At 33.0% G+C, this 21,156-nt stretch carries 20 protein-coding genes; 2 read left to right on the top strand and 18 right to left on the bottom strand.

Features of this window, described 5'->3' with window-relative positions:
* Positions 1 to 4: 4 nt before the first annotated feature.
* The 18 genes from Q1B37_RS17080 to Q1B37_RS17000 all read right to left on the bottom strand — a co-directional run bounded on the left by Q1B37_RS17080 (position 5) and on the right by Q1B37_RS17000 (position 16,553).
* Entirely contained in the window at positions 5 to 1,381 is a 1,377-nt protein-coding gene (locus tag Q1B37_RS17080) for a tetratricopeptide repeat protein (protein ID WP_299900539.1), read from the bottom strand.
* A 5-nt stretch (positions 1,382 to 1,386) separates the two neighbouring features.
* Positions 1,387 to 2,403, bottom strand: coding sequence for a sugar phosphate nucleotidyltransferase (locus Q1B37_RS17075; RefSeq protein ID WP_299608946.1), 1,017 nt, complete (start codon positions 2,401 to 2,403; stop codon positions 1,387 to 1,389).
* A 26-nt stretch (positions 2,404 to 2,429) separates the two neighbouring features.
* Positions 2,430 to 2,864 carry a dUTP diphosphatase gene (gene dut / locus Q1B37_RS17070; protein ID WP_299608948.1) on the bottom strand — a complete coding sequence of 145 codons (435 nt, stop codon included), beginning with the start codon at positions 2,862 to 2,864 and terminating at the stop codon, positions 2,430 to 2,432.
* Positions 2,865 to 2,895: 31 nt separating this feature from the next.
* On the bottom strand, positions 2,896 to 4,347 hold the full coding sequence (locus tag Q1B37_RS17065; protein ID WP_299900536.1) for an oligosaccharide flippase family protein: 1,452 nt from the start codon (positions 4,345 to 4,347) through the stop codon (positions 2,896 to 2,898).
* A 31-nt stretch (positions 4,348 to 4,378) separates the two neighbouring features.
* Complete coding sequence (locus tag Q1B37_RS17060; protein ID WP_299900533.1) at positions 4,379 to 4,897, bottom strand: hypothetical protein; 519 nt, start codon at positions 4,895 to 4,897, stop codon at positions 4,379 to 4,381.
* Positions 4,882 to 5,535, bottom strand: coding sequence for a hypothetical protein (locus Q1B37_RS17055; RefSeq protein ID WP_299900530.1), 654 nt, complete (start codon positions 5,533 to 5,535; stop codon positions 4,882 to 4,884). Before Q1B37_RS17055 ends, Q1B37_RS17060 begins: the two co-directional genes overlap by 16 nt.
* A 105-nt stretch (positions 5,536 to 5,640) precedes the next feature.
* Complete coding sequence (locus Q1B37_RS17050; protein ID WP_299900526.1) at positions 5,641 to 6,105, bottom strand: hypothetical protein; 465 nt, start codon at positions 6,103 to 6,105, stop codon at positions 5,641 to 5,643.
* Positions 6,106 to 6,165: 60 nt separating this feature from the next.
* Positions 6,166 to 7,578, bottom strand: a complete 1,413-nt coding sequence (locus Q1B37_RS17045; protein WP_299900523.1) for a hypothetical protein — start codon at positions 7,576 to 7,578, stop codon at positions 6,166 to 6,168.
* Positions 7,579 to 7,767: 189 nt separating this feature from the next.
* Positions 7,768 to 8,628 (bottom strand): ATP synthase F1 subunit gamma, encoded by an 861-nt coding sequence (gene atpG, locus Q1B37_RS17040; RefSeq protein ID WP_299900520.1) that lies wholly within the window; start codon positions 8,626 to 8,628, stop codon positions 7,768 to 7,770.
* Between the two features lie 37 nt (positions 8,629 to 8,665).
* Entirely contained in the window at positions 8,666 to 10,243 is a 1,578-nt protein-coding gene (gene atpA / locus Q1B37_RS17035) for a F0F1 ATP synthase subunit alpha (RefSeq protein ID WP_299608963.1), read from the bottom strand.
* A 77-nt stretch (positions 10,244 to 10,320) separates the two neighbouring features.
* A complete protein-coding gene (gene atpH, locus Q1B37_RS17030) occupies positions 10,321 to 10,848 on the bottom strand; it encodes an ATP synthase F1 subunit delta (protein ID WP_299900517.1) in 528 nt (175 codons plus the stop codon).
* An 8-nt stretch (positions 10,849 to 10,856) separates the two neighbouring features.
* Positions 10,857 to 11,357 carry a F0F1 ATP synthase subunit B gene (locus Q1B37_RS17025; RefSeq protein ID WP_299608969.1) on the bottom strand — a complete coding sequence of 167 codons (501 nt, stop codon included), beginning with the start codon at positions 11,355 to 11,357 and terminating at the stop codon, positions 10,857 to 10,859.
* Positions 11,358 to 11,448: 91 nt separating this feature from the next.
* Positions 11,449 to 11,637 (bottom strand): ATP synthase F0 subunit C, encoded by a 189-nt coding sequence (gene atpE, locus Q1B37_RS17020; RefSeq protein WP_299608973.1) that lies wholly within the window; start codon positions 11,635 to 11,637, stop codon positions 11,449 to 11,451.
* A gap of 36 nt (positions 11,638 to 11,673) precedes the next feature.
* A complete protein-coding gene (atpB, locus tag Q1B37_RS17015; RefSeq protein ID WP_299608976.1) occupies positions 11,674 to 12,747 on the bottom strand; it encodes a F0F1 ATP synthase subunit A in 1,074 nt (357 codons plus the stop codon).
* 122 nt (positions 12,748 to 12,869) lie between these two features.
* Positions 12,870 to 13,247 (bottom strand): DUF6168 family protein, encoded by a 378-nt coding sequence (locus Q1B37_RS24250; RefSeq protein ID WP_366141476.1) that lies wholly within the window; start codon positions 13,245 to 13,247, stop codon positions 12,870 to 12,872.
* Positions 13,248 to 13,272: 25 nt separating this feature from the next.
* Positions 13,273 to 13,500 (bottom strand): AtpZ/AtpI family protein, encoded by a 228-nt coding sequence (locus Q1B37_RS17010; RefSeq protein ID WP_299900514.1) that lies wholly within the window; start codon positions 13,498 to 13,500, stop codon positions 13,273 to 13,275.
* A complete protein-coding gene (locus Q1B37_RS17005; protein ID WP_299608981.1) occupies positions 13,472 to 13,888 on the bottom strand; it encodes a polymer-forming cytoskeletal protein in 417 nt (138 codons plus the stop codon). Before Q1B37_RS17005 ends, Q1B37_RS17010 begins: the two co-directional genes overlap by 29 nt.
* 25 nt (positions 13,889 to 13,913) lie before the next feature.
* Positions 13,914 to 16,553, bottom strand: a complete 2,640-nt coding sequence (locus tag Q1B37_RS17000) for a hypothetical protein (protein WP_299900511.1) — start codon at positions 16,551 to 16,553, stop codon at positions 13,914 to 13,916.
* A 261-nt stretch (positions 16,554 to 16,814) separates the two neighbouring features.
* On the opposite strand from Q1B37_RS17000, the gene Q1B37_RS16995 reads away from it, so the two are divergent.
* Positions 16,815 to 18,305, top strand: coding sequence for a T9SS type A sorting domain-containing protein (locus Q1B37_RS16995; protein WP_299900508.1), 1,491 nt, complete (start codon positions 16,815 to 16,817; stop codon positions 18,303 to 18,305).
* Positions 18,306 to 18,469: 164 nt separating this feature from the next.
* A complete protein-coding gene (locus Q1B37_RS16990; protein ID WP_299900505.1) occupies positions 18,470 to 21,109 on the top strand; it encodes a carbohydrate-binding protein in 2,640 nt (879 codons plus the stop codon).
* Positions 21,110 to 21,156 lie beyond the last annotated feature (47 nt).

Here is a 21,156-nt window from a genome sequence, read left to right as displayed (position 1 = left end):
TTCTCTAAGATTTTTTTTTAAGTTGAATTGATCGGTCTTTATACTCTTTGGCTTTGGTTTCATTACCCATCTTCAGATAGGCCTCTCCAATTTGATCATAAAAATCCGATTCCATTTTAAAATCATCTATAATATAATCCATTCCAATACTTAAAATATCGATTGCTTCTTCGTAATCATTTAAATTTATTAGAGAAACACCACTTACTAAATAAAGAATAGGTTGTGATGGATATAATTCTATAGCTAATTCACTTCCTGCTTTTGCTTTTTCATATCTCTTAAGATCTAATTGCAACAACAACATTTTTCTTAAAATTCCAAAGTTACTGGCGTTATCTTTAATCCCTCTTTCGTAATAGTTTAATGCCAACTCCTTTCGATCCTTATCGAAGAAATAGTTTCCAATCTCTGTAAACACTTTACTATTCCCTGTATCCTCAGAAAAAACCTTGGTTACTTCAACCAATTTGGCCTCATATACCGGATTTTTATCCACATAAATCAGAAAATCATTGATCACCTTATACTTTGATTCTTCATCAACTTTATCGCTTGATAAAACGATCTTCATTGATTTAATAGCTTCATCAGGCATTTGATCATCCAAATAGAACTTATAAAGTGCTAGATGGGCCAGTTCTGATTTTGGCCGTTGTTCTAAAAGTAATTGAGCCGTACCAAATGCTTTTTCCACTTGATTATCCTGACTATAGAGATAAATTAGATTCAAGTAATTTTGTTCTTCTTTTGGATTCGTTGCAATCTTTTCTTGTAATCTTGTTATCTGTGAATTAGGATTACTAATTTTTAAAGATATTTTCTTTCGCAATTTGTCTCGATAAGCATCTAATCCAAGTTCCTCTATCAACTCATCCACTACCCGTAATGCATCATCATATCTAGATTCTAAAAAGTAAAGATTTGCTAGTTGTTCTTTATACATAGTATCAAAAGCAACTAATTTTTCGACTACTTCCACTGATTCTGTGTATTTTCTCTGTGTAAAATACACCTCGAAAAGCAACTCTAACACATACCTGTCGTTTGGTCTTTCTTCTAATACTTTTTTAAAATTATCTGCTGCTTTATCGTATTGCTTTAACCCTAAATAATTACTTCCTAACTCATAATATAAAACAACTGGTTTTGGATTTGCTTCTATACACCTGTCCAATGCATCAATTGCTTTTTCATAATTTGTAATTGCCCTTTGTTTTAAGGCTTCAAAAAAACTTTCTCTGAACACATCTGAGACGTCTCCCAAGTCATCTAAAATCTCTATCTTTTTAAGTGATTCTATTTCTTGGGAAACAGCATTGTTCGCCATGGCAATAGCGAATACAATGCTCAATCCGATATGTTGATATAGTTTAATCATTCAAATTATTCTAATGTAGAATAGTCACCAATGCTAATCGTAGTATATTTCCCATCATAATAAACGTGATTACCAATCATAGCATTGTCTAAGTTAGCATTTTTTATGACAGTTTGGTTCTGTATTAGGCTATTTTTAATTTCACTATTTTCAATGGTACAACCATCACCAATAGAAACGTTAGGTCCTACCGATCCATTTGCAATGGTAACACCTTTACCAATACAACAAGGAGGTATGATAGAAGCATTTTCTAAAATAACATCACTACTTACCAAATTTTCGCCATCTTTTTCCAAAAAACCTAGCATTCTAGTATTGGTTTCTACAGTAACATTTTTGTTTCCACAATCCATCCATTCATCTACCTGACCTGTAACAAAAACCTTACCATCAGCCATCATTCGTTTAATTCCATCATTGATCTGATATTCTCCACCATTAATAATATTATTATCTAATACGTGTTGTAATTCATTTTTTAGCACTCCAATATCCTTAAAATAATAGATTCCTATCACCGCCAAATCTGAAACAAACTCTTTTGGCTTTTCTACTAATTCTACAATTTCTTTCTTCTCATTTAGTTTTACAACTCCATATGCTTCTGGTTGATCTACTTGTTTTACCCAAATTACCGCATCTGCATCTTTATCCAGGTTAAAATCTGCTCGTATTAATGTGTCTGCATAAGCAACTACTGCTGGACCTGTTAAAGAATCTTTTGCACACATAATAGCATGACCTGTACCTAACGGTTGATCTTGCCTATATATCGAAGCCTTTGCCCCTAATTCTTCTGCCAGTGCTGTCAAACTTTTTACAACATCATCTCCAAAAAAAGCAGGATCTCCTAATACGAAAGCTATTTCGTCTACGGGTTCTCCCAACACTTTTGCTATATCCGAAACTAATCGATGTACTATTGGTTTTCCCGCTACAGGGATTAAAGGTTTAGGAACAGTTAATGTATGAGGTCTTAATCTAGAACCTCTTCCTGCCATTGGCACAATAATTTTCATTATTTACGTATTTTTTGATTGGTTGATTATTTAACTCCTGTGCTTCCAAAACCACCTTCGCCCCTTGTCGTTTCGGATAATTCATTTACTTCATTCCACTCGGCTCTCTCATGTTTTGCAATTACTAACTGCGCCACTCGCTCTCCATTTTCTATTACAAAATCTTCATTGGATAGGTTTACCAAAATCACTCCTATTTCACCTCTATAATCTGCGTCTATAGTTCCAGGTGCGTTTAATACTGTGATTCCTTTTTTAGCTGCTAACCCACTTCTTGGGCGCACTTGAGCTTCAAAACCAACAGGAAGCTCTATAAATAATCCTGTCTTAACAATTGTCCTTTCTAAAGGTTTAAGAGTGATAGGCTCACTTATATTAGCTCTCAAATCCATTCCAGCAGAAGCTATGGTTTCGTAATGAGGTAATTTATGAGATGATTTGTTGATGATATTTATTTGCATATCTATTTTTTTACACTTCTACTAAGCGTTGTTATCTTTTTAATAATTGCTTTATTTCATTTTTTTCCGAAGCATACAAAATTACTAAAAACACGAGTAAGAGCGGGACAGAAATTATATAATTACTATCAAATACGTAAAATGAAATTATCGAAAAACTAATTGATAATATCATATACCCTCCTATCTTTTTTAGATCATATGGGATCGGATAATATTTCCTTCCTAAATACCAAGATATCATCATCATGGTACCATAAGCTGCTAAGGTAGCAATAGCTGAACCAACGTACGTGTATTCCGGAATTAATAAAAAGTTAAGGACTAATGTAATGAACGCTCCGAAAACAGAAATATACGCTCCAAATTTGGTTCTATCCGTAACTTTATACCAAACCGAAAGATTATGATAAATACCTAAACAAAAATTAGCTAATAAAATGAATGGTACAATCTTTACTGCTTCCCAATAAGAACTATCTCTAAGAAACATGATTTTTAAAATATGAACAAAAACTATGACAAACAGAAATATAAAAGACCCTAAGATTACAAAGTACTTAGTTATTTTGGCATAGGTTTCGGGAGCATTTTTATTAGCCGCATAATTAAAAAAGAATGGTTCTATTCCTAATCTAAAAGCCGTAGCAAACAAGGTCATAAACAAGGCCAGCTTATAGCAGGCAGAATATACCCCAACCATATGTTCAGCTACATCTTCTGGTAATAAAAAATCCAAAAGAATTCTATCAAATGTTTCATTTATAGAATATGCAATACCCGCTAAAAGAATAGGCATGGCATATTTCATCATTTTTTTCCACAATGCCATATCAAAACGATACGATATTTTAGTATAAAATGGCAACAGTACCACTAATGCAAAACCACTGGCTATGAGATTTGAAATAAAAATATAGCTGATTTCATAATCATCTTTACATATCCAATTAAATATTGAAAAATGAAAAGAAAGTTCTTTAAGATAGAGTAAGAAAAATATGTTAAGTCCAAAATTAATCGCCACGTTGGTAATTTTAACAACAGCGTATCTAATCGGACGCTCTTTGGCCCGTAACCAAGAAAAAGGAATAATTACTAAGGCATCTAATAGAAGTATCCAAATAACTAGGTTGATATACTTAAGATCGATATCAGTCCAAGCAGCAATTTGATGTTTTAGCAATAGCGCTATTATTAAAAATACTATGGATGAAATGGCAATAGATATTGCCGATGTGCTAATTACGTTTTCCTTGTTCTTTTCCTTATTAAAAAACCTAAAAAAAGCGGTTTCCATTCCGTAAGCAAGAATCACATTAAATAGCACAAAATATGAGAAAATAATAGAAACCTTTCCGTATTCTTCTGTTGGGAGTTGATTTGTATATAAGGGTACTAAAAGAAATGACAACATGCGCGGAAGCACTGTTGCCATTCCATATATAAAAGTTTGTTTAAAAAGTTTCTGAAAAATTCCCAATTGCAAATTATTAAGGCTCTAAAATACGATTTTATTGCCTTGGTCTTGCTTGCATTGGATATGCTTTCAATTCCTTTTCTGGTAATTCATCTAATCTAAAGTACCCTTCTTTACCGGCCTTAGTATAGGCTACAATACATTCCCCTTCTTTAAGAGCAAACGGTATTTTTTCTTCTGTTTGGGGAGCTTTATTACCATATTCTTTTTTAGAATCCCCATTCATAATCAAATCTCTTTCTTCACTTTGAGGATCCTTATATTTACCACTATACAAAGACTTGTTTTCATCGAAACGAAGTTCTACCTTTTTTCCCTTGAAATAAGCTGTATTCAAAACCATATCTGTTTTACTCTTAACAGGAAAGTAAAGTATAAAGCCATATCCGCCACCTCTAACTCCAGAAACCCATTTCTGAAAGTAAGGAGAACTTAATTCAACAGGAACTGTTTTATCAATTTTTTGACTTGTTGCACACTGTGTAAAAGTCAGTAAAATTCCTAAAAGGCTAATCTTTGTAAGCAGTTTTTTCAAATTTATTCTTTGTTCCATTTTTCTTTTAATCGTTCTCGATGTTTTTCTTTCATTCTTTTAATATCCCTGGTATTGAAAACAAAATTCATTCCAAGATTAAATGCCACTCCAGAAAACAACTTGGTATCTTCTCCATTTGTAATATTAAGTCCATACATATAAGGAAGCCCAAATTCTAACTCTAGACATTTTGCAAATTTATAATTTATTCCGGCACCAGCAGTAAATAATAACAAACCTCCGCTATTATCTTCTATCGCAACATCTGCAGGATCGTTTGCTTCATATCTAATCGCTCCAAGACCAATACCAGACTCTAAATAAAAACTAAATTTCCCACTATTAATTGCATGCTTTCTAAAAGAAGGTATAAAACCATATGCCTGAACCTCTGCATCTCTTCCATTTTCTTGTTCAATATCCTGTGGTAGTAATACAAAAGCTGAAGTATTTATAGCAAAACGTTCTGATAAATAATAAGAAAGACTTGGTCTAGCTGCAACACCACTAAATCCATTACTCAAATCCATAAGTGGAACAGCCGCAATTCCCATTTTTATATCACCAGCTTCAAATAAGGTTTCTGACTCCTGAGCATTTATAGTGCCAATACCTAGTAAAATAAGTAATAACGTACAAAGTTTAAATCTTTTCATTTTTCTTTTTTCCTCTAAAGATAAACAATGCATATCGTCTTTATCATAAAAAAAATAAAAAACCCCTTACTGTTCAAGTAAGGGGCTAGTATTCTAATAAAAAAACTATTGAAGGTTAAACAATAATCTTCCAGATCCTGTTTGATTACTATAGCCAGCTACTTCTACATAATAGCTACCAGGAGCCAAAGATCCATTAATTTCATAATAATCGCTACCATTCAAATAGTTTCCGTTACTATCATATAAATAGATATAATCATCATAGCTTTCATTTACAATTTGGAAAGCATAAGCCACTTGAGCTTCTACGGTAAATTGATATCTGATTTTTCTATCCACTTCGTTTGTTGTGTTAAAATCAAATGATTGATCATAAGGAGTAGATAAAATACCAAGATCCACATCCGATTCGTTAGAGTTACTAAGAATCATACTGATTGTTCCTGAAATATCATTATAATTCTGATTCTCAATTTCTAGATAGTATGCTCCTGGATTCAGATTCTCACCATAGATATCACGATAGCCACTATTGATATAATTATTATTGCTATCGTACAAATTCATGTATGTTCCTATTTGCGTAACGAAGTAATAACCAACAGATTCATTAATCTCGAATAAGAGTCAAATCTTACCATCTGGCTCGTTTCTAGCCACTGTAAAATCTGTAGAATTACTGTATGGTGTGTTTAATACTCCTAAATCAATGTCCGTTTCATTTGGGTCGTTTAAAACCAAAGTAAAAGAGCCAGGTTCTACATTGTTATAATAGTAATGATATACTTCTAAATAATAAGTACCTGCTTGAATAGTTTCTAATGAAGCTCTTCTATATCCTGAGGTTATAAAATAGCCATTCGCATCCTTAAGCTCAAAACTAACATCGATATCAGAGAAAACTGAAAAACCAGTATCTTCAGTGATCTCAAAAGTATATCCAATTCTATTATCTGGTTCATTATTTTGTATATCAAAGTTTATTACTTCTTCATAAGGAACCGATAGTGTATTAAGATTTATGTCTGATTCTTTAGGATCCTTTAGAATGAATGTTACCGTACCAGATAAGGTAGTATTGCTATAATAATCTACTACTTCGAGGTAATATGTTCCAGGACTTAATGATTCTCCTGAAATTCTCTGTGAGCTTCCAGCGATATAATTTCCTTGATCATCAGATAATCTAAGCTGTGCATACTCATCAGATCTAATTACATATCCAATATTTTCATCTATTTCGAAAACATATCCGATTTTTCTATCCACTTCATCTTCATTAATAGTATAATCTAAAGCATTACTATAAGGTAATGCAAGCGTTCCTAGCTCAACATCTGTTCCTCTAAAATCAAAACTTTTGGAAATCTCAGTTATTCCACCATCTCTATCATTTGCTACAACTTTAATAATAATTTCTTCATCAATATACTGAGCGTAGTTATTATTATAGTATACAGAACCCAAACCATCATAATCATCAGAGCCAATAATATAATCCTCTTTGATAATTAAATCGTTTAGATAGACATCATACGACAAGATATCATCATCTTCGTCAATAGCAGGATACCAACTTACTTCTAACCAATTGTAGTTTGAAAAATCAAAATTAATAGTAGAAAATTCAAATTCTCCCGGATTTCTATTCACAAAGACATTTCTTTTCACTTCGGATTCTTCAGAAACACCTCCATTGGTATCATATGCTTTGATGTTTATTGTTAATTCTAAGCTTAATCCTTTTTGTGAATTTTTTGAGTTATCATCTATAAGGTCTGACACATCATATATTAGTGATAATTCTGTAGTTCTGTCGGCTGCAACTCTACCGTTAACAACTACATCGTAGGATAGCTCATCGTTATTAATATCCTCAGATTCATTCCAGCTTATTCTCACCAAAGTTCCTTCGGTGACTTGAGCTTCAATATTCGTCACTTCCATCGGCGGAAGGTTCCCAATAGCGTCGTCATCATCCCCACATGATACTATTAGAACACTAAGGCATAGGTAAAAAAGATTTACAATTTTTCTCATAAAAGCGGTTTTAAAATTAATGTTTAGTACTTTATGGTAAGTATCATAATCGGGGAAAATGTTACCCCAAAAAACACACTTTTATGAATATTTTTTTGAAATCACAGGAAATAAAAAAACCTGACAAAAATCATGTCAGGTTCTTTCCAAAATTCTATATTTTTAAATTTCTTATTGAGAAATTTATTTTTAATTATTCAATGCTTCAGCTCCACCAACGATTTCAAGGATCTCATTAGTAATTGCTGCCTGTCTTGCCTTGTTATATTGTAATTTAAGGCTATCTCTTAATTCTGTAGCATTGTCTGTTGCTTTATGCATCGCTGTCATACGCGCACCATGTTCTGAAGCAAAAGAGTCACGTATTGCTTTATACAATTGCGTCTTAAGAGACTTAGGAATTAATTGCTCTACAATTTCTTCTTTTGACGGCTCAAAAATGTAATCCACATTGTTATTGCTCTCTCCTTCAATTGGTTTGATTGGCAAAAACTGTTCTGTTGTTACAATTTGAGTAGCAGCGTTTTTAAACTTGTTATATACTAAAACTACCTTGTCATAAGAACCGTTGGTAAAAATTTCCATTAACTCCTGTGCAATATCTGCTACGTTGGCAAAAGTAAGATCATCAAAAACTTCACTTTTATTGGAAACAACGGTATGCGTTTTAGATACAATATCATTTACCTTTTTTCCAATTGCTACGAAATCTACCTGCTTACCCGCATATACATTTTCGTACAAATCTTTAGAAGCTTTAATGATATTAGAGTTAAAAGCTCCTGCCAAACCACGGTTAGAAGCTATCGCTACAACTAAGACTTTATTTACTTCACGTTGTTCAGAATATGCACTGCTACTATCTCCTTCTAAAGAAGCACTTAAACTTTGTAATAACTCAGTAAGTTTATCTGCATAAGGACGCATAGCGGTGATTGCCATCTGTGCCTTATTCAACTTTGCTGCAGATACCATTTTCATAGCACTGGTAATTTGCATCGTTGAAGATACAGAGGTAATTCTACTACGTAATTCTTTTAAATTTGCCATCTTGTATAATTATGAATTCTGAATTCAGAATTATGAATTATTTATATTTTGCTGAAATTTCTTTACAAGCAGAAAGTAATACATCAGTTACTTCATCAGTAAGTTTTCCAGCTTTTAAAGTATCCAAAGCATCTCTGTGCTTAGCATTTAAATACTCGATATAATCGCTTTCGAATTCTTTAACTTTATTTACAGGAACATCCTTTAATAAGTTCTTAGATCCAGCGTAAATAATAGCAATTTGATCTTCCACTGTGTAAGGATCATTTTGCCCTTGCTTTAGAATCTCAACATTACGCTTACCTTTTTCAATTACATTCAAGGTAGCAGCATCTAAATCAGAACCAAACTTCGCGAATGCTTCTAATTCACGGAACTGTGCTTGATCTAATTTTAATGTACCCGCTACTTTCTTCATTGACTTAATCTGAGCCGATCCTCCTACACGAGATACAGAAATACCTACGTTAATTGCTGGACGAACACCAGAGTTAAATAAATCAGAAGTTAAAAATATCTGACCGTCTGTAATAGAGATAACGTTTGTTGGAATATAAGCCGAAACGTCACCTGCTTGCGTTTCAATAATTGGTAACGCTGTTAGTGAACCACCACCTTTAACTTTATCCTTTAATGAATCTGGAAGATCATTCATATCTTTAGCGATACCATCATCCGCAATAACTTTTGCAGCACGCTCTAATAATCTAGAGTGCAGATAGAATACATCCCCTGGATATGCCTCACGACCTGGTGGACGACGTAATAATAATGACACCTCACGATATGCAACCGCTTGTTTTGATAAATCATCATAGATAATCAAAGCAGGACGACCAGTATCACGGAAATACTCACCAATTGCTGCTCCAGCAAATGGAGCATATACCTGCATTGGAGCAGGATCTGAAGCATTTGCAGCAACAATTGTTGTATATGCTAATGCTCCTTTATCTTCTAATACTTTTGCAATATTAGCTACAGTAGATGCTTTTTGTCCTATTGCAACATAAATACAGTAAACAGGCTCACCTGCATCATAAAATTCTTTCTGATTAAGAATTGTATCAATACATACTGTTGTTTTACCTGTTTGACGGTCACCAATTACCAACTCACGCTGTCCTCTTCCGATTGGCACCATCGCATCAATTGATTTGATACCTGTTTGTAATGGCTCATTTACTGGCTGACGGAAAACTACACCAGGTGCTTTACGCTCTAATGGCATCTCAAAAGTTTCACCATCAATAGCTCCTTTTCCATCAATTGGATTTCCTAAAGTGTCAACTACACGTCCAACAATTCCTTCTCCTACATTTATAGAAGCAATTCTTTGTGTACGTTTTACAGTTGCACCTTCTTTTACCTCTGTTGAAGCTCCTAAAAGTACTACCCCAACATTATCTTCTTCAAGATTCAGTACAATTCCTTCTAATCCAGAATCGAATTCTACTAACTCCCCGTACTGAGCGTTAGACAATCCATATACTCTGGCGATACCATCACCAACCTGTAATACTGTACCTACTTCTTCTAAAGAAGCTGTAGCTTCAAAACCAGATAATTGTTGTTTTAATATTGCTGATACTTCAGCAGGATTCACTTCTGCCATTTTATAATAGTTTGTAAAAATGAGACTACATTCTCATTTCCTTATTATTAAATATAAATTATTGAAATAATTAAATATTAATTACTCAATTCTCTTTTTAAACTTGTTAGTTTATGTAAAATACTTGCATTATACTGCAAGTCTCCTACTCTTAAAATAAAACCACCAATAATAGTCTCATCGATGATATTTTCTATAGTCGCTTCGTTACCTGTTAACTCCTTTACTTTTGTAAGTACTTTTGCTTCCAAATCTTTACTTAAAGGAACTGCAGTTGTTACTTTTGCGATCTGAGTGTTATTTAACTGATCAAATAAAATCGAATATTGCTTAGCTACGTTATCTAACAAATCAACTCTTTTATTTTCTATTAACACATCAAAAAGCTTTTGAGTAAGATCCCCCACATTCTTAAATACTTCACGTAAAGAAGCTAATTTCACCTCACTCTTTATTAAAGGACTATTCAAAAGCATTTTCAAATCTTTACTGTTATCCACAGTATCGATGATAGTTAGCATATCTTTTTGAACGTCTTCGGTAGCCTTTTTGTCCTGAGCTAAACTCAACACTGCTTTAGCATAACGTATTGCTGCTCTACTCATGTTGCTTATTAATTTAAAGTAACATCACCAAGCATAGAATCAACCAATTCTAATTGCTTGTCTTTGTTTGATAATTCGTTTCTTACTACTTTTTCCGCTATCTCCACAGAAAGACCAGCTACCTGATTTTTTAATTCAGCTAGTGCAGCTTTCTTTTCACTTTCTATAGTGGCTTGCGCCTGAGCAACAATTTTATCAGCTTCTGCCTGAGCCTCTGACTTAGCATCAGTAATCATATTTTCTTTAAGCTGTCTTGCTTCTTTTAACATCGCATCACGCTCAGCACGTGCTTCATTTAAAATACGCTCATTATCTGCCTGAAGATTTTGCATTTCCTTTCTTGCAGCTTCTGCAGATTCTAATGCATTTTTAATTCCTTCTTCACGATTATTAACAGAATCTAATATAGGTTTCCAAGCAAACTTTCTTAATAAGAAGATTAGACCTACAAAAATTAAAATCTGCCAGAAAAAAAGACCGAATGAAAAATCGTTTAATAACTTTTCCATATGTAATGTTTTACTCTATTATAGTTAATTTTTAATCAGTAAACTAAGATTATAACCAACCGTTATAATCTTAGTTTGCATCATTTGGATATTATGCGAATAACGCAGCAAATCCAATACCTTCAATAAGTGCAGCTGCAATAAGCATAGCTGTTTGGATTTTTCCTGAAGCTTCTGGCTGACGAGCGATAGCGTCCATCGCCTGACCACCAATTCTTCCGATACCTAATCCTACACCGATTACTATTAGACCTGATCCTACAATTTCTGGAATTGTCATAACTATATAATTAAAAATTAAACTTCAAATTAAATTTTAGTGATGTGCTTCTTCATTAGCCATACCGAAATATAGCGCTGATAACATCGTAAAAATATATGCTTGTAATGCTGCCACCAATAATTCTAATATCGACAACACAAATGCTAAACCAAATGATAATGGACTACCAATCCAACTTTTAAACAAGAACATCATTCCAACAATACTCATGATTACTACGTGTCCTGCCGTCATGTTCGCATATAAACGAATCATTAGTGAGAAAGGTTTGATAAAAACCCCCAATAGTTCAATTGGCGCTAAGACAACTTTCATAAATGTTGGCACTCCAGGCATCCAAAAGATATGTCCCCAATAGTTTTTATTTGCTGTAAAATTGGTTATTAAAAATGTTAATAATGCTAATCCAAATGTAACTGCAATGTTTCCTGTAACATTTACTCCTAGTGGTGTCATCCCTAAAAGGTTTAATAACCATATAAAAAAGAAGATAGTTAACAAGAAACTCATGTACTTTTTATAGTTATGCCCAATATTTGGCTTTGCAATCTCATCTCTCACAAACAGCACTAAAGGTTCTAGGAATCGTCCAACTCCAGAAGGCATTCCGTTGTTTTTCTTGTAAGACTTAGCTAAACTTCTAAACATAAAGAACATTAGCAATCCTATAAGAAGCATACTCACTACATTTTTTGTGATAGAAAAATCTAGTGGCTTTTCGTTAGTAGCATGGTGATCTTCATCATAATTGATGGTCCCTTCTGCGTCTGTTTTATAAATTTTGCTGTGATATAACTTGTAATAGTTACCATCAACCTCTGCTACTGTTTCTCCGTGGTGGAATTTTGAAGAAGAAAACACTTTTAATCCATTATCCCAAAGAATAACTGGTAGTGGAAACCCATAATGTTTTCCTGACTCTTTATCAGAAAATAAAGTAAAATCGTGTGAATCTTGAAGGTGATGATCGATAAACTCTTTTATCTCAGCTTTTAAACCATCTTTTCCTTCTTTTTCTGCTATTTCAGTATCTTTTGCTGCCAGATTCAAAGAGCTAAGAATCAAGGCTAAAGTCATAAAAATTCTAACTACACTTATTTTTTGCATTCTAAGTCAGATTTCGGTTCCTAAATTTCGGTGCAAATGTACACAATTAAGTTAGATTCTTAAACTATTTTATACAAATAAGTAAAATAAGAAAAATAAAAAAATAAATTGCTGATTTACAGTTATTTAATATTATTCAAAATTTTGGAAACAAAAAGCACCTCCAAAACCAAACTGACCAGATATGGAATAAAAAAGTCTAGAAAAACACTTTTGTCAATTTCGAGACTATTAAATTTTGTAAACGCTAAAAAAAGACCAATCTTCAAAAAACTGCCTGCTAAAAATATAAATCCAATTTGATCCTTTAACTTTTTCAGCAGCAATATGATAGCGATTACAAGACAAAGTGTATATATCCCGTTAAATATATATGAAAAGTTTAGAATGTTCGTCTGATTTTCTAAAGTAGCAGTGCTTATTAATGTACTATGAACAAAATAAGTAATTGTAAGAACAAGTAAAAACAGAAGCGAAAACTTTGGTAAACTTTTGGGCATTTATGATTGAGATTATAAGGTAATACTACTTCTCTGAATTATTAATTTTATTCAATTGCTTAATTACCAAATAAAGTGATGAAGCTACTCCAAAGAGAATAAAACCCATTGTAAACCATTTTTTTTCTAACAGATAATATGCATCGAGCCTTTTACCGACATAAGCACATAAAAATATGATAGCTCCCATTTGAAAAGCTATTCCAGTAAGTGCTAAATATCTTCTAAGCTGATTTCCCTTGTTTTTGTCCATCAGTTTTACCTAATGATTTTACGCCACCTTTCATCACACAAGAAGCGTTAAAGGTTGCTCCTGGTTCTACAGCAAGCTTACCAACAGAAACTTCTCCTTCTATATGCGCCGTTGGTTTTAGTGATAAAGTTCCTGAAATTTGAAGATTACCTGAGAACTTTCCTTCAAAATCTGCATCAGAACACTCTAAAGTCCCCTGAATGTAGCCTGATTTTCCTACCACTACTTTTCCGGTTGTTTTGAAAGTTCCTTCAATAGTCCCTTCTACTCTAAAACCACCTTCGGAAATAACATCTCCTACGATTTTAGTTCCTTCTGAAATTTTATTCTGGTTTCTGGAAAAATCTGTTGGACCTTGGTCTTTTCCTTTTTTATTGTCTGAAAACATACTAATCGGGGGATTAAATAAATTATTATTCTGATTCTATTTTAGCCTGTACATAGCTATAACTGTCTAAATTCTTATGAATTTGTAAAATTCTATAATTAGGCGAAGCGATGATAAAGAACTCCTTATCCACTTTCGGATAATACTTTTTCCTTCTATTCCATTTAGTCAAATCTACACCTCTCGTATCTTCTATTTTACCAAGAATTAAAAGTTCTGCTAAACCTTCTGCTCCCAATTTATCTCTTTTGGTATGTACTACAACAAATTGTTCATCTTCTGTATAGACATCTAAAGAGACCGTCATTTTATCATAACGAAGATCTTTAATGATAGCTTCTAATGTTTCCTTCAGTTCTTGTGCTTGATTATCACCAAATCGCGAAAAAGCGTACACTAATTTATGATTATTTTCCTGATCTACTCCTTCTGTTACGAAAGAACTGTTTTGTATTTGAGGAATTGTAGTTTGATAAATCAGTTGCGCTTTCTTCCCTTCTGGACTCTGAGGGTAATTTAGTGATACGTAATTAAGTGCTTCTTTGTAGGCTTCAAACCCACGATAACGACCAACAGCCTGAGCTTTTAACAACTCAAATTTTGGAACAAAATCCTCTCCTCCAAACTTTGTTATTAATTCATCACTTTCCTTGATCACTTGCGCATATTTCTGATCTCTAAAATCTTTGTACAATCTATTATACATGGATTCTGGACTATCTTTGTCATCTTGCAATGCTTCATCTGGATTTTGAAGTATTTTAGCGTATCGAGAATCTCCGTGATTATTGATTATATCTTGCTTAATCGCGTTGGATTTTGCAACATCCTCTTGTACGAGATAAATCTTGTATAGATTATATTTAGAAGGAATTATAAGTCTTTCTTCCGGATTACTTTCCAATAAATTTTCGAACTTATCCGTTGATAAGCCATACTCTTGGAACTTTTCTTTATAAATAACTCCTAACTGATAGTAGGCAAAATTCCTATCCGTTTGCAGACTATCAATTATTTTTTGATCCGTTGGTAATTGTGTAATATATGTTTGTGGATCAAATGTCGGATCTGTATCTATTGAATATTCTTCCTGTTGAGATTGTTCTTCACTAGAAACTGCACTTGGGTTTGTAATACTCGATATTCTCCAATTATCTTGTAGTTCTCTATTTCCAAAAATTCTTTTGAAAGCTGTTTTACCGTAAGCAACAGTAGTAGGGTTGTAAAAATAAAACGTTCCTCCTGCTTCAGGATTCGGACCTCCTGGTTGGCCTATTGCGGTTCTTGGCTGATTAAACCTTTGCTCATTTGGCAATTCTCCTTTTATCCTTTCTATTTCAGCTGCTTCTTGCGCTGCAATAGCAGCAGCTTTTAATTTCTCGGTATACTCAGAGTAATATGCTAAACGCTCTTCTGGAGACATCGCTACCGCTTTTAGAATACTATCGTTAGTCTGTGCTATTGATTCGTATAATATAACATCGTCTAGATTAACACGCTTCTTCTTCAGTACACGATACTTTTTAGAATCCACAACCATACGTTCTAACGTACTATCATAATAAGCTCCAGCAACGGCATATTCTTTGTCATCGAAATTAATGTCGCCTAGTGCCTTATAATTTAAAGATTGTAAATGCCTGTCGTCAGTATTTGTTCGTAATGACTTATTGTAGAAAGCTACCGCCAGATCTATAGAGTCTAATGTATTAAAGTATACCGCTTTCTGATTGTAGATTTTATCTAAAAAAGGTCGATTTTCTCGGTTCTCCTCCAAATCAGTTAGAAGTTCTAAAAACTCTTGCTTATTTCCTGTTTCGTAGTTGAAGTTTCGCGCCTTTGCCATGTAGGCATTAAGCATATATCTTCTAGGAGTTTTCCTATTAAGCTCAATCACTTGATCAAAAGCATAGTTTGCACTGTCTTTATAACCTAATTGATTTAATAATTGTCCTTTGATGTATAAATATCTCCCTTTTTCTTCATTATTTTTAGAATGTATAGCAGCCTTGCTAATATAGGTAACCGCAGAATCTTTCTGCTCCAGATTTATATATGCTTGCGCTATCATAGCTACTGCATCAGAATAATCCTGAGCTTCCATATATTCCTCTTCCACCATTTTCATTAAATCTTCAATTGCTTTTTCGTTATTATCTAATCGAAGATTTGCCTTTGCTCTCCACACTTTAGCATGGTTGATATTATTACTGGTAGGATATTTATATAAAATGTAATTAAAGGCTTCTAGGGCAGGAATAAATCTTTGTTCATTATATCTGGCTTTTCCTAAAAGCAAAAATGCTTCATCGATTTTAGGATTTCTTTCTCTATCATCGATAAGCATACTATGTTTCTGAATTGCTTTAGCAGCTTTTTCCTCAGCTTTATCAAAATTCTGATTTAAAACTTCATTAGGTAGTCTTACATCTTCACTAACTATCAGTCTTTCTACGGGCAGAAGTTCCCAAAAATTATCTTTATATGTCTGAACAATATCTTGCTTTCCTTTGTCAAAAGCTACTCTTCCATTATACAGCGTATTATTCTTGGTGGTTACATCATGCCAAGCTCTGTTGGTCCATTTGTCCTTTTTACGCGAACAACTAAACCCAACAACAATCAGGAAAAGTATAACGATGATCTGTGATAAATTTTTGCTCAAATCTGAATAATTTATACGCTGATAACTAAAAAACTTACGTTTTAGTACATCAGAGCGGCACAAAATACGGTGTGAAATGTAAAAATACATTTCTTTCTGTAAAAAACACTTTAACCTTCTATTTTTTTATCTATTTGGGGCACTATACTACCTTTTATATGATATCATAAAAAAACGAATACTAATTTGACCTTGTCAAATTCTATTTTAAAGATTTTCGAGACAAGAAAGATATAGATATTACCCTTTTACAGTCATCTCATGAAAAACTTACTACTTACTCACAAATTACTCAAATTGTTATTCCTTTTTCTTATTTGCACTCAAACCAATGCCCAAAAAAGGGTTGGTGATCCAGGTGTAACCTTCGATGATAGTAAATACGACAATAGATATCCTCAAATACTTGAATGGCAAAAAGCTGGAGTAAGAGGTGGAATACCATATTTAGACGACATAAGAATTTTTACAACCCTCAATAGCGATAGTAATAGTTCTCAGATAAATCAAGCAATTAACGATGCCGCTAAAGAAAATGAATTAGTCGGAGTTTTGTTAAAAAACGGTACATACACTATCGATAATGCTGTAAAACTGAAGTCCAACGTAGCACTTATTGGAGAAAGTCGAAATGGTGTTCGATGTATCATTAATATGGATAGTGGTAACGGATTTAGATTTGATAATGTAAAAAATGCTGGAATTTATAGATTAACTATTGAAGGTAGTTGGGGGACTCCGAAATATAAATGGAATTATAGTCTATCACAAAATGACGAACTTAGAAATATAGATAATATATCCGTAAAAATCGTACGATCTGAAGATTGCTGGTTAGACAAGGTAAACATTTATAATTCGGCAAGAGATCCTATCAGAGTTCCTTCTAATCACATTACACTGCGTGATTTGGATGTCAAAGGCGCTCATAAAAAAGCTGGTGGCGCACAAGGATATTTTTTTATACAAGGCGCTTATAATTTAATCACAGGATGTAAGGTAACTCACCTACGACATATTTCACTTCAAGGAGGGAATGTAGAATACAATGTGGTTTATGATAATGACTTTAGACAAGAAGTAAGCTTTCATAGTGGCGATGCTGGAAACAACCTTATAGAAAACAACAAAATTACACTGCCAGCAGACATGTCTCCAGTGAGTGAGGATGAACTTTTACCTGATGATCCAAGGGAGATCGCTACTAACAAACCAGTATATTTTGCTATTATGGGACCTTGGTCTACACAACACGATAATTCTGAAAAACCTAATTTCATAATCAATAACAGCTGTCTCCAATTAAATCATAGTTATGGATCTGAAACACCTTGGTCTCAACCTGGCATCTTATATAAAGGACCTCTTAAATTAGGATTAACCATAAACGAAAGGATACAAAACTTTCCAGAAGTATCTTCTAACTTGAATCCTAGTGGAGAAACTTTATATCCCATAGATAATGCAATGGTATTATCTACAGATGATCAATTTATAAGTGATTTAGATGTTACTTTATATCCTAATCCAACAAAAAAAACGTTTTTTATCAATCTTAATAATACTTCAGAAACTAAACTTAACGTTGAAATTAGAGACATTTTTGGAAAGCTCGTAAAATCAAAAAAAGGCATATTTACAGGTCAATTAAATCCTATACAAGTAGATGACTTATCATCGGGAATATACCTAGTGCAGTTTACTGATTACAAGAACAATCGAACATCTACTAAAAAACTAATTATCAACTAATAATATCACTTGATAATCTCAATCCTTATTTTCGATATGCCTTATATTTCTTTATAAAAAAATACATATACTCAACCAGAAGGTACGTATACTATTTAGTGGGTCTTCAGTCTGTTATAAATTCTTAGTCTTGTGATTAACTATTCATAACAAACAAACTCAACATGAACAATTTTAATTTAAAAAGCGGCATACGTTGCTTACGGCTACTTATTTTAATTATTTACTTACCTATTTACGGACAACTTAAAGTTGGTGATCCGGGAATCAAATTTGATAATACTAAATACGACAGTAGATACCCACAAATAAAAGAATGGCAGAAAGCTGGTGTACGAGGAGGAATTCCATTTTTAGAAGATATTACCATTGTTAAAACACTTAATGCGGGAGCATCGAGTAATCAAATAAATCGGGCTATTAGTGATGCTTCAAAACAGAATAAACTTGTAGGTATTCTTCTTAAAAATGGTACTTATACCATTAACGAAGAGATCAGGATGAAATCTAATGTAGCACTCATTGGAGAAAGTAGAAACGGAGTGAAATGCGTTATCAAAATCAATAACAAAAACGGATTTAGATTCGATCGCGTTAAAAATTCAGGGATCTATCGTCTAACTATTGAAGGAGGTTGGGGAATACCAAAATATAAATGGAACTATGGTATTTCTAAAAATGATGAACTCAGAAATGTAGACAATATTTCAATTAAAATTGTACGATCAGAAGACTGCTGGGTAGATGGAGTAAACATCTACAATTCTGGTAGAGATCCTATTAGAGTTCCTTCGAACCATATAACCTTAAGAGATTTAGATGTTAAAGGTTCTCATAAAAAAGCTGGAGGTGCACAAGGATATTTCTTTATTCAAGGAGCTTACAATTTAATTACAGGTTGTAAAGTAACGCACCTGAGACATATATCGCTTCAAGGAAGTAATGTAGAATACAATGTGGTTTATGATAATGACTTTAGACAAGAAGTAAGCTTTCATAGTGGTGATGCTGGAAATAACCTTATCGAAAACAATAGAATTATACTTCCTAGTGACATGTCCCCAGTAAGCCGAGATGAACTGCAACCTAATGATCCTAGGGAAATTGCGACCAATAAACCCGTTTATTTTGCTATTATGGGACCTTGGTCTACTCAACATGATAATTCTAAGAAGCCTAATTATATTATCAATAATTCCTGCGAACAACGAAACCATAATTATGGACCTTCCACTCCTTGGTCAGAGAGAGGAGTTCTTTATAAAGGTCCTAAAAAACTAGGGTTATCCATTAACGAAAGGATTAATAATTTTCCATCAGTGAATCCTTCACTTAATCCAAAAGGAAAAACGTTATATCCAATTATTTTAGGAGATGAAAATAAAGCTCCTGATGTTGAAATTATATCACCATCTAATAATACCGTGTTTAAGAAAAATGAGAAAATTAATATAACAGCAACGGCTTCTGATGATAAAAAGATAGAAGAGGTAGCGTTTTATATGAATGGAAATATAATCGGAAGCAAAAATAAAGCACCATTTCAAATAGAACATATCTTATCCGTTTCCGGAACATATACATTGACTGCAAAAGCTACAGATAATAATGGTTTATCTACAACTTCTGGTGCTATTAAAATTACTGTAACAGAAAGTCCTGAAATAACAATTCCTGGAGCATTTGAAGCAGAAAACTATGATACTAAATCTGGAAGTGTTAAAATAGAAAACACACCTGCATCAGATGGTCAAAATATTGGATTCATAAGAAACAATGATTATGTCGAATACAACGTAAATGTTACAGCATCTGGAGAGTACAATATCGATACCTATACTTCGAGTAATGGTAGAGGTGGAGAAATACAGATATATGAAGCAAATAAATTAGTTGGAAGTATAACTGTTCCTTTTAGTGGTGATTGGCACTCTTATAAAAAACAATCGACACAAATAAACCTTCAAAAAGGCACTAAAAAACTGAAATTATTATTTAAAGGAACTAATGGATATCTATTTAATGTTGATAAAATAAATACTACATTCTTAGAACCTTTAGAAACAACAATTGCCTTATCTCCTGTTGATGACGCCTATTTACAATACACTTCGCGCTTTAATAACAATATTATCAGAATCGAAAAAGGAAAAAGAATTGGTTATCTTAAATTTAATCTTTCTAGTATTGGTGGAAACATTAAAAATGTAAAATTAAAATTTAATGTAGCAGAAGATAGCGGTAAAGGAAATCTAAGAATATACAAAGGAACCTCTAATCAGTGGAGCGAAGAAACAATTTCTAACACTAATAAACCAAAGCTGTCAGACCCACTTGGTAGCATTAATGGAACTTTTGATATCAATACCTCTCATACCATTTCGTTAGATCCTGGAGCTTTTGACAAAGGTCCTATTTCATTGATTTTACTATTAGATTCAGGGAACGATTTTGCCTTTGCTTCTAAAGAAAATCAAACCAAAGGCAAGCCAGAACTGTTAATCACGTATATCAAAACATCCACAAATCATTCCAATACTATTTCAGAAGAAGACCAAAAAGGGAATACAGAAATCGAGGTATTTCCTAACCCCACACGAGATATGCTTACAATTTCGGGTGGTAAAACAAACAAGCTTATTAAAATATATAGTATGTCTGGTAAGATTGCTAAAGAAGTTGTACTTAGAGAAGATCGAAGAATAATAGACTTATATGGATTACCTTCTGGTTATTACCACATACATGTTGTTGACATAAATAAAGGCACATTACTTGCCAAATCAACTATCATAAAAAACTAAACTTTTAAACAAAAGATCCGTTTGGTTTATATAGATATTAAACCAAA

It is taken from the genome of uncultured Aquimarina sp. (assembly GCF_947492965.1).
GTDB lineage: Bacteria > Bacteroidota > Bacteroidia > Flavobacteriales > Flavobacteriaceae > Aquimarina.
Note: the sequence above shows the minus strand (reverse complement) of the source record. Positions and strands in the feature narration are given on the sequence as shown.

What these genes read in the sequence shown, in the direction of transcription:
- Q1B37_RS16995 (WP_299900508.1), top strand. Translation starts at nt 16,815, where the DNA reads ATGAAAAACTTACTACTTACTCACAAATTACTCAAATTGTTATTCCTT.
- Q1B37_RS17050 (WP_299900526.1), bottom strand. Translation starts at nt 6,105, where the DNA reads ATGAATTTGTACGATAGCAATAATAATTATATCAATAGTGGCTATCGT.
- dut (WP_299608948.1), bottom strand. Translation starts at nt 2,864, where the DNA reads ATGCAAATAAATATCATCAACAAATCATCTCATAAATTACCTCATTAC.
- Q1B37_RS24250 (WP_366141476.1), bottom strand. Translation starts at nt 13,247, where the DNA reads ATGCCCAAAAGTTTACCAAAGTTTTCGCTTCTGTTTTTACTTGTTCTT.
- Q1B37_RS16990 (WP_299900505.1), top strand. Translation starts at nt 18,470, where the DNA reads ATGAACAATTTTAATTTAAAAAGCGGCATACGTTGCTTACGGCTACTT.
- atpB (WP_299608976.1), bottom strand. Translation starts at nt 12,747, where the DNA reads ATGCAAAAAATAAGTGTAGTTAGAATTTTTATGACTTTAGCCTTGATT.
- Q1B37_RS17005 (WP_299608981.1), bottom strand. Translation starts at nt 13,888, where the DNA reads ATGTTTTCAGACAATAAAAAAGGAAAAGACCAAGGTCCAACAGATTTT.
- atpA (WP_299608963.1), bottom strand. Translation starts at nt 10,243, where the DNA reads ATGGCAGAAGTGAATCCTGCTGAAGTATCAGCAATATTAAAACAACAA.
- Q1B37_RS17075 (WP_299608946.1), bottom strand. Translation starts at nt 2,403, where the DNA reads ATGAAAATTATTGTGCCAATGGCAGGAAGAGGTTCTAGATTAAGACCT.
- atpE (WP_299608973.1), bottom strand. Translation starts at nt 11,637, where the DNA reads ATGACAATTCCAGAAATTGTAGGATCAGGTCTAATAGTAATCGGTGTA.
- Q1B37_RS17025 (WP_299608969.1), bottom strand. Translation starts at nt 11,357, where the DNA reads ATGGAAAAGTTATTAAACGATTTTTCATTCGGTCTTTTTTTCTGGCAG.
- atpG (WP_299900520.1), bottom strand. Translation starts at nt 8,628, where the DNA reads ATGGCAAATTTAAAAGAATTACGTAGTAGAATTACCTCTGTATCTTCA.
- Q1B37_RS17080 (WP_299900539.1), bottom strand. Translation starts at nt 1,381, where the DNA reads ATGATTAAACTATATCAACATATCGGATTGAGCATTGTATTCGCTATT.
- Q1B37_RS17060 (WP_299900533.1), bottom strand. Translation starts at nt 4,897, where the DNA reads ATGGAACAAAGAATAAATTTGAAAAAACTGCTTACAAAGATTAGCCTT.
- Q1B37_RS17055 (WP_299900530.1), bottom strand. Translation starts at nt 5,535, where the DNA reads ATGAAAAGATTTAAACTTTGTACGTTATTACTTATTTTACTAGGTATT.
- atpH (WP_299900517.1), bottom strand. Translation starts at nt 10,848, where the DNA reads ATGAGTAGAGCAGCAATACGTTATGCTAAAGCAGTGTTGAGTTTAGCT.
- Q1B37_RS17045 (WP_299900523.1), bottom strand. Translation starts at nt 7,578, where the DNA reads ATGAGAAAAATTGTAAATCTTTTTTACCTATGCCTTAGTGTTCTAATA.
- Q1B37_RS17010 (WP_299900514.1), bottom strand. Translation starts at nt 13,500, where the DNA reads ATGGACAAAAACAAGGGAAATCAGCTTAGAAGATATTTAGCACTTACT.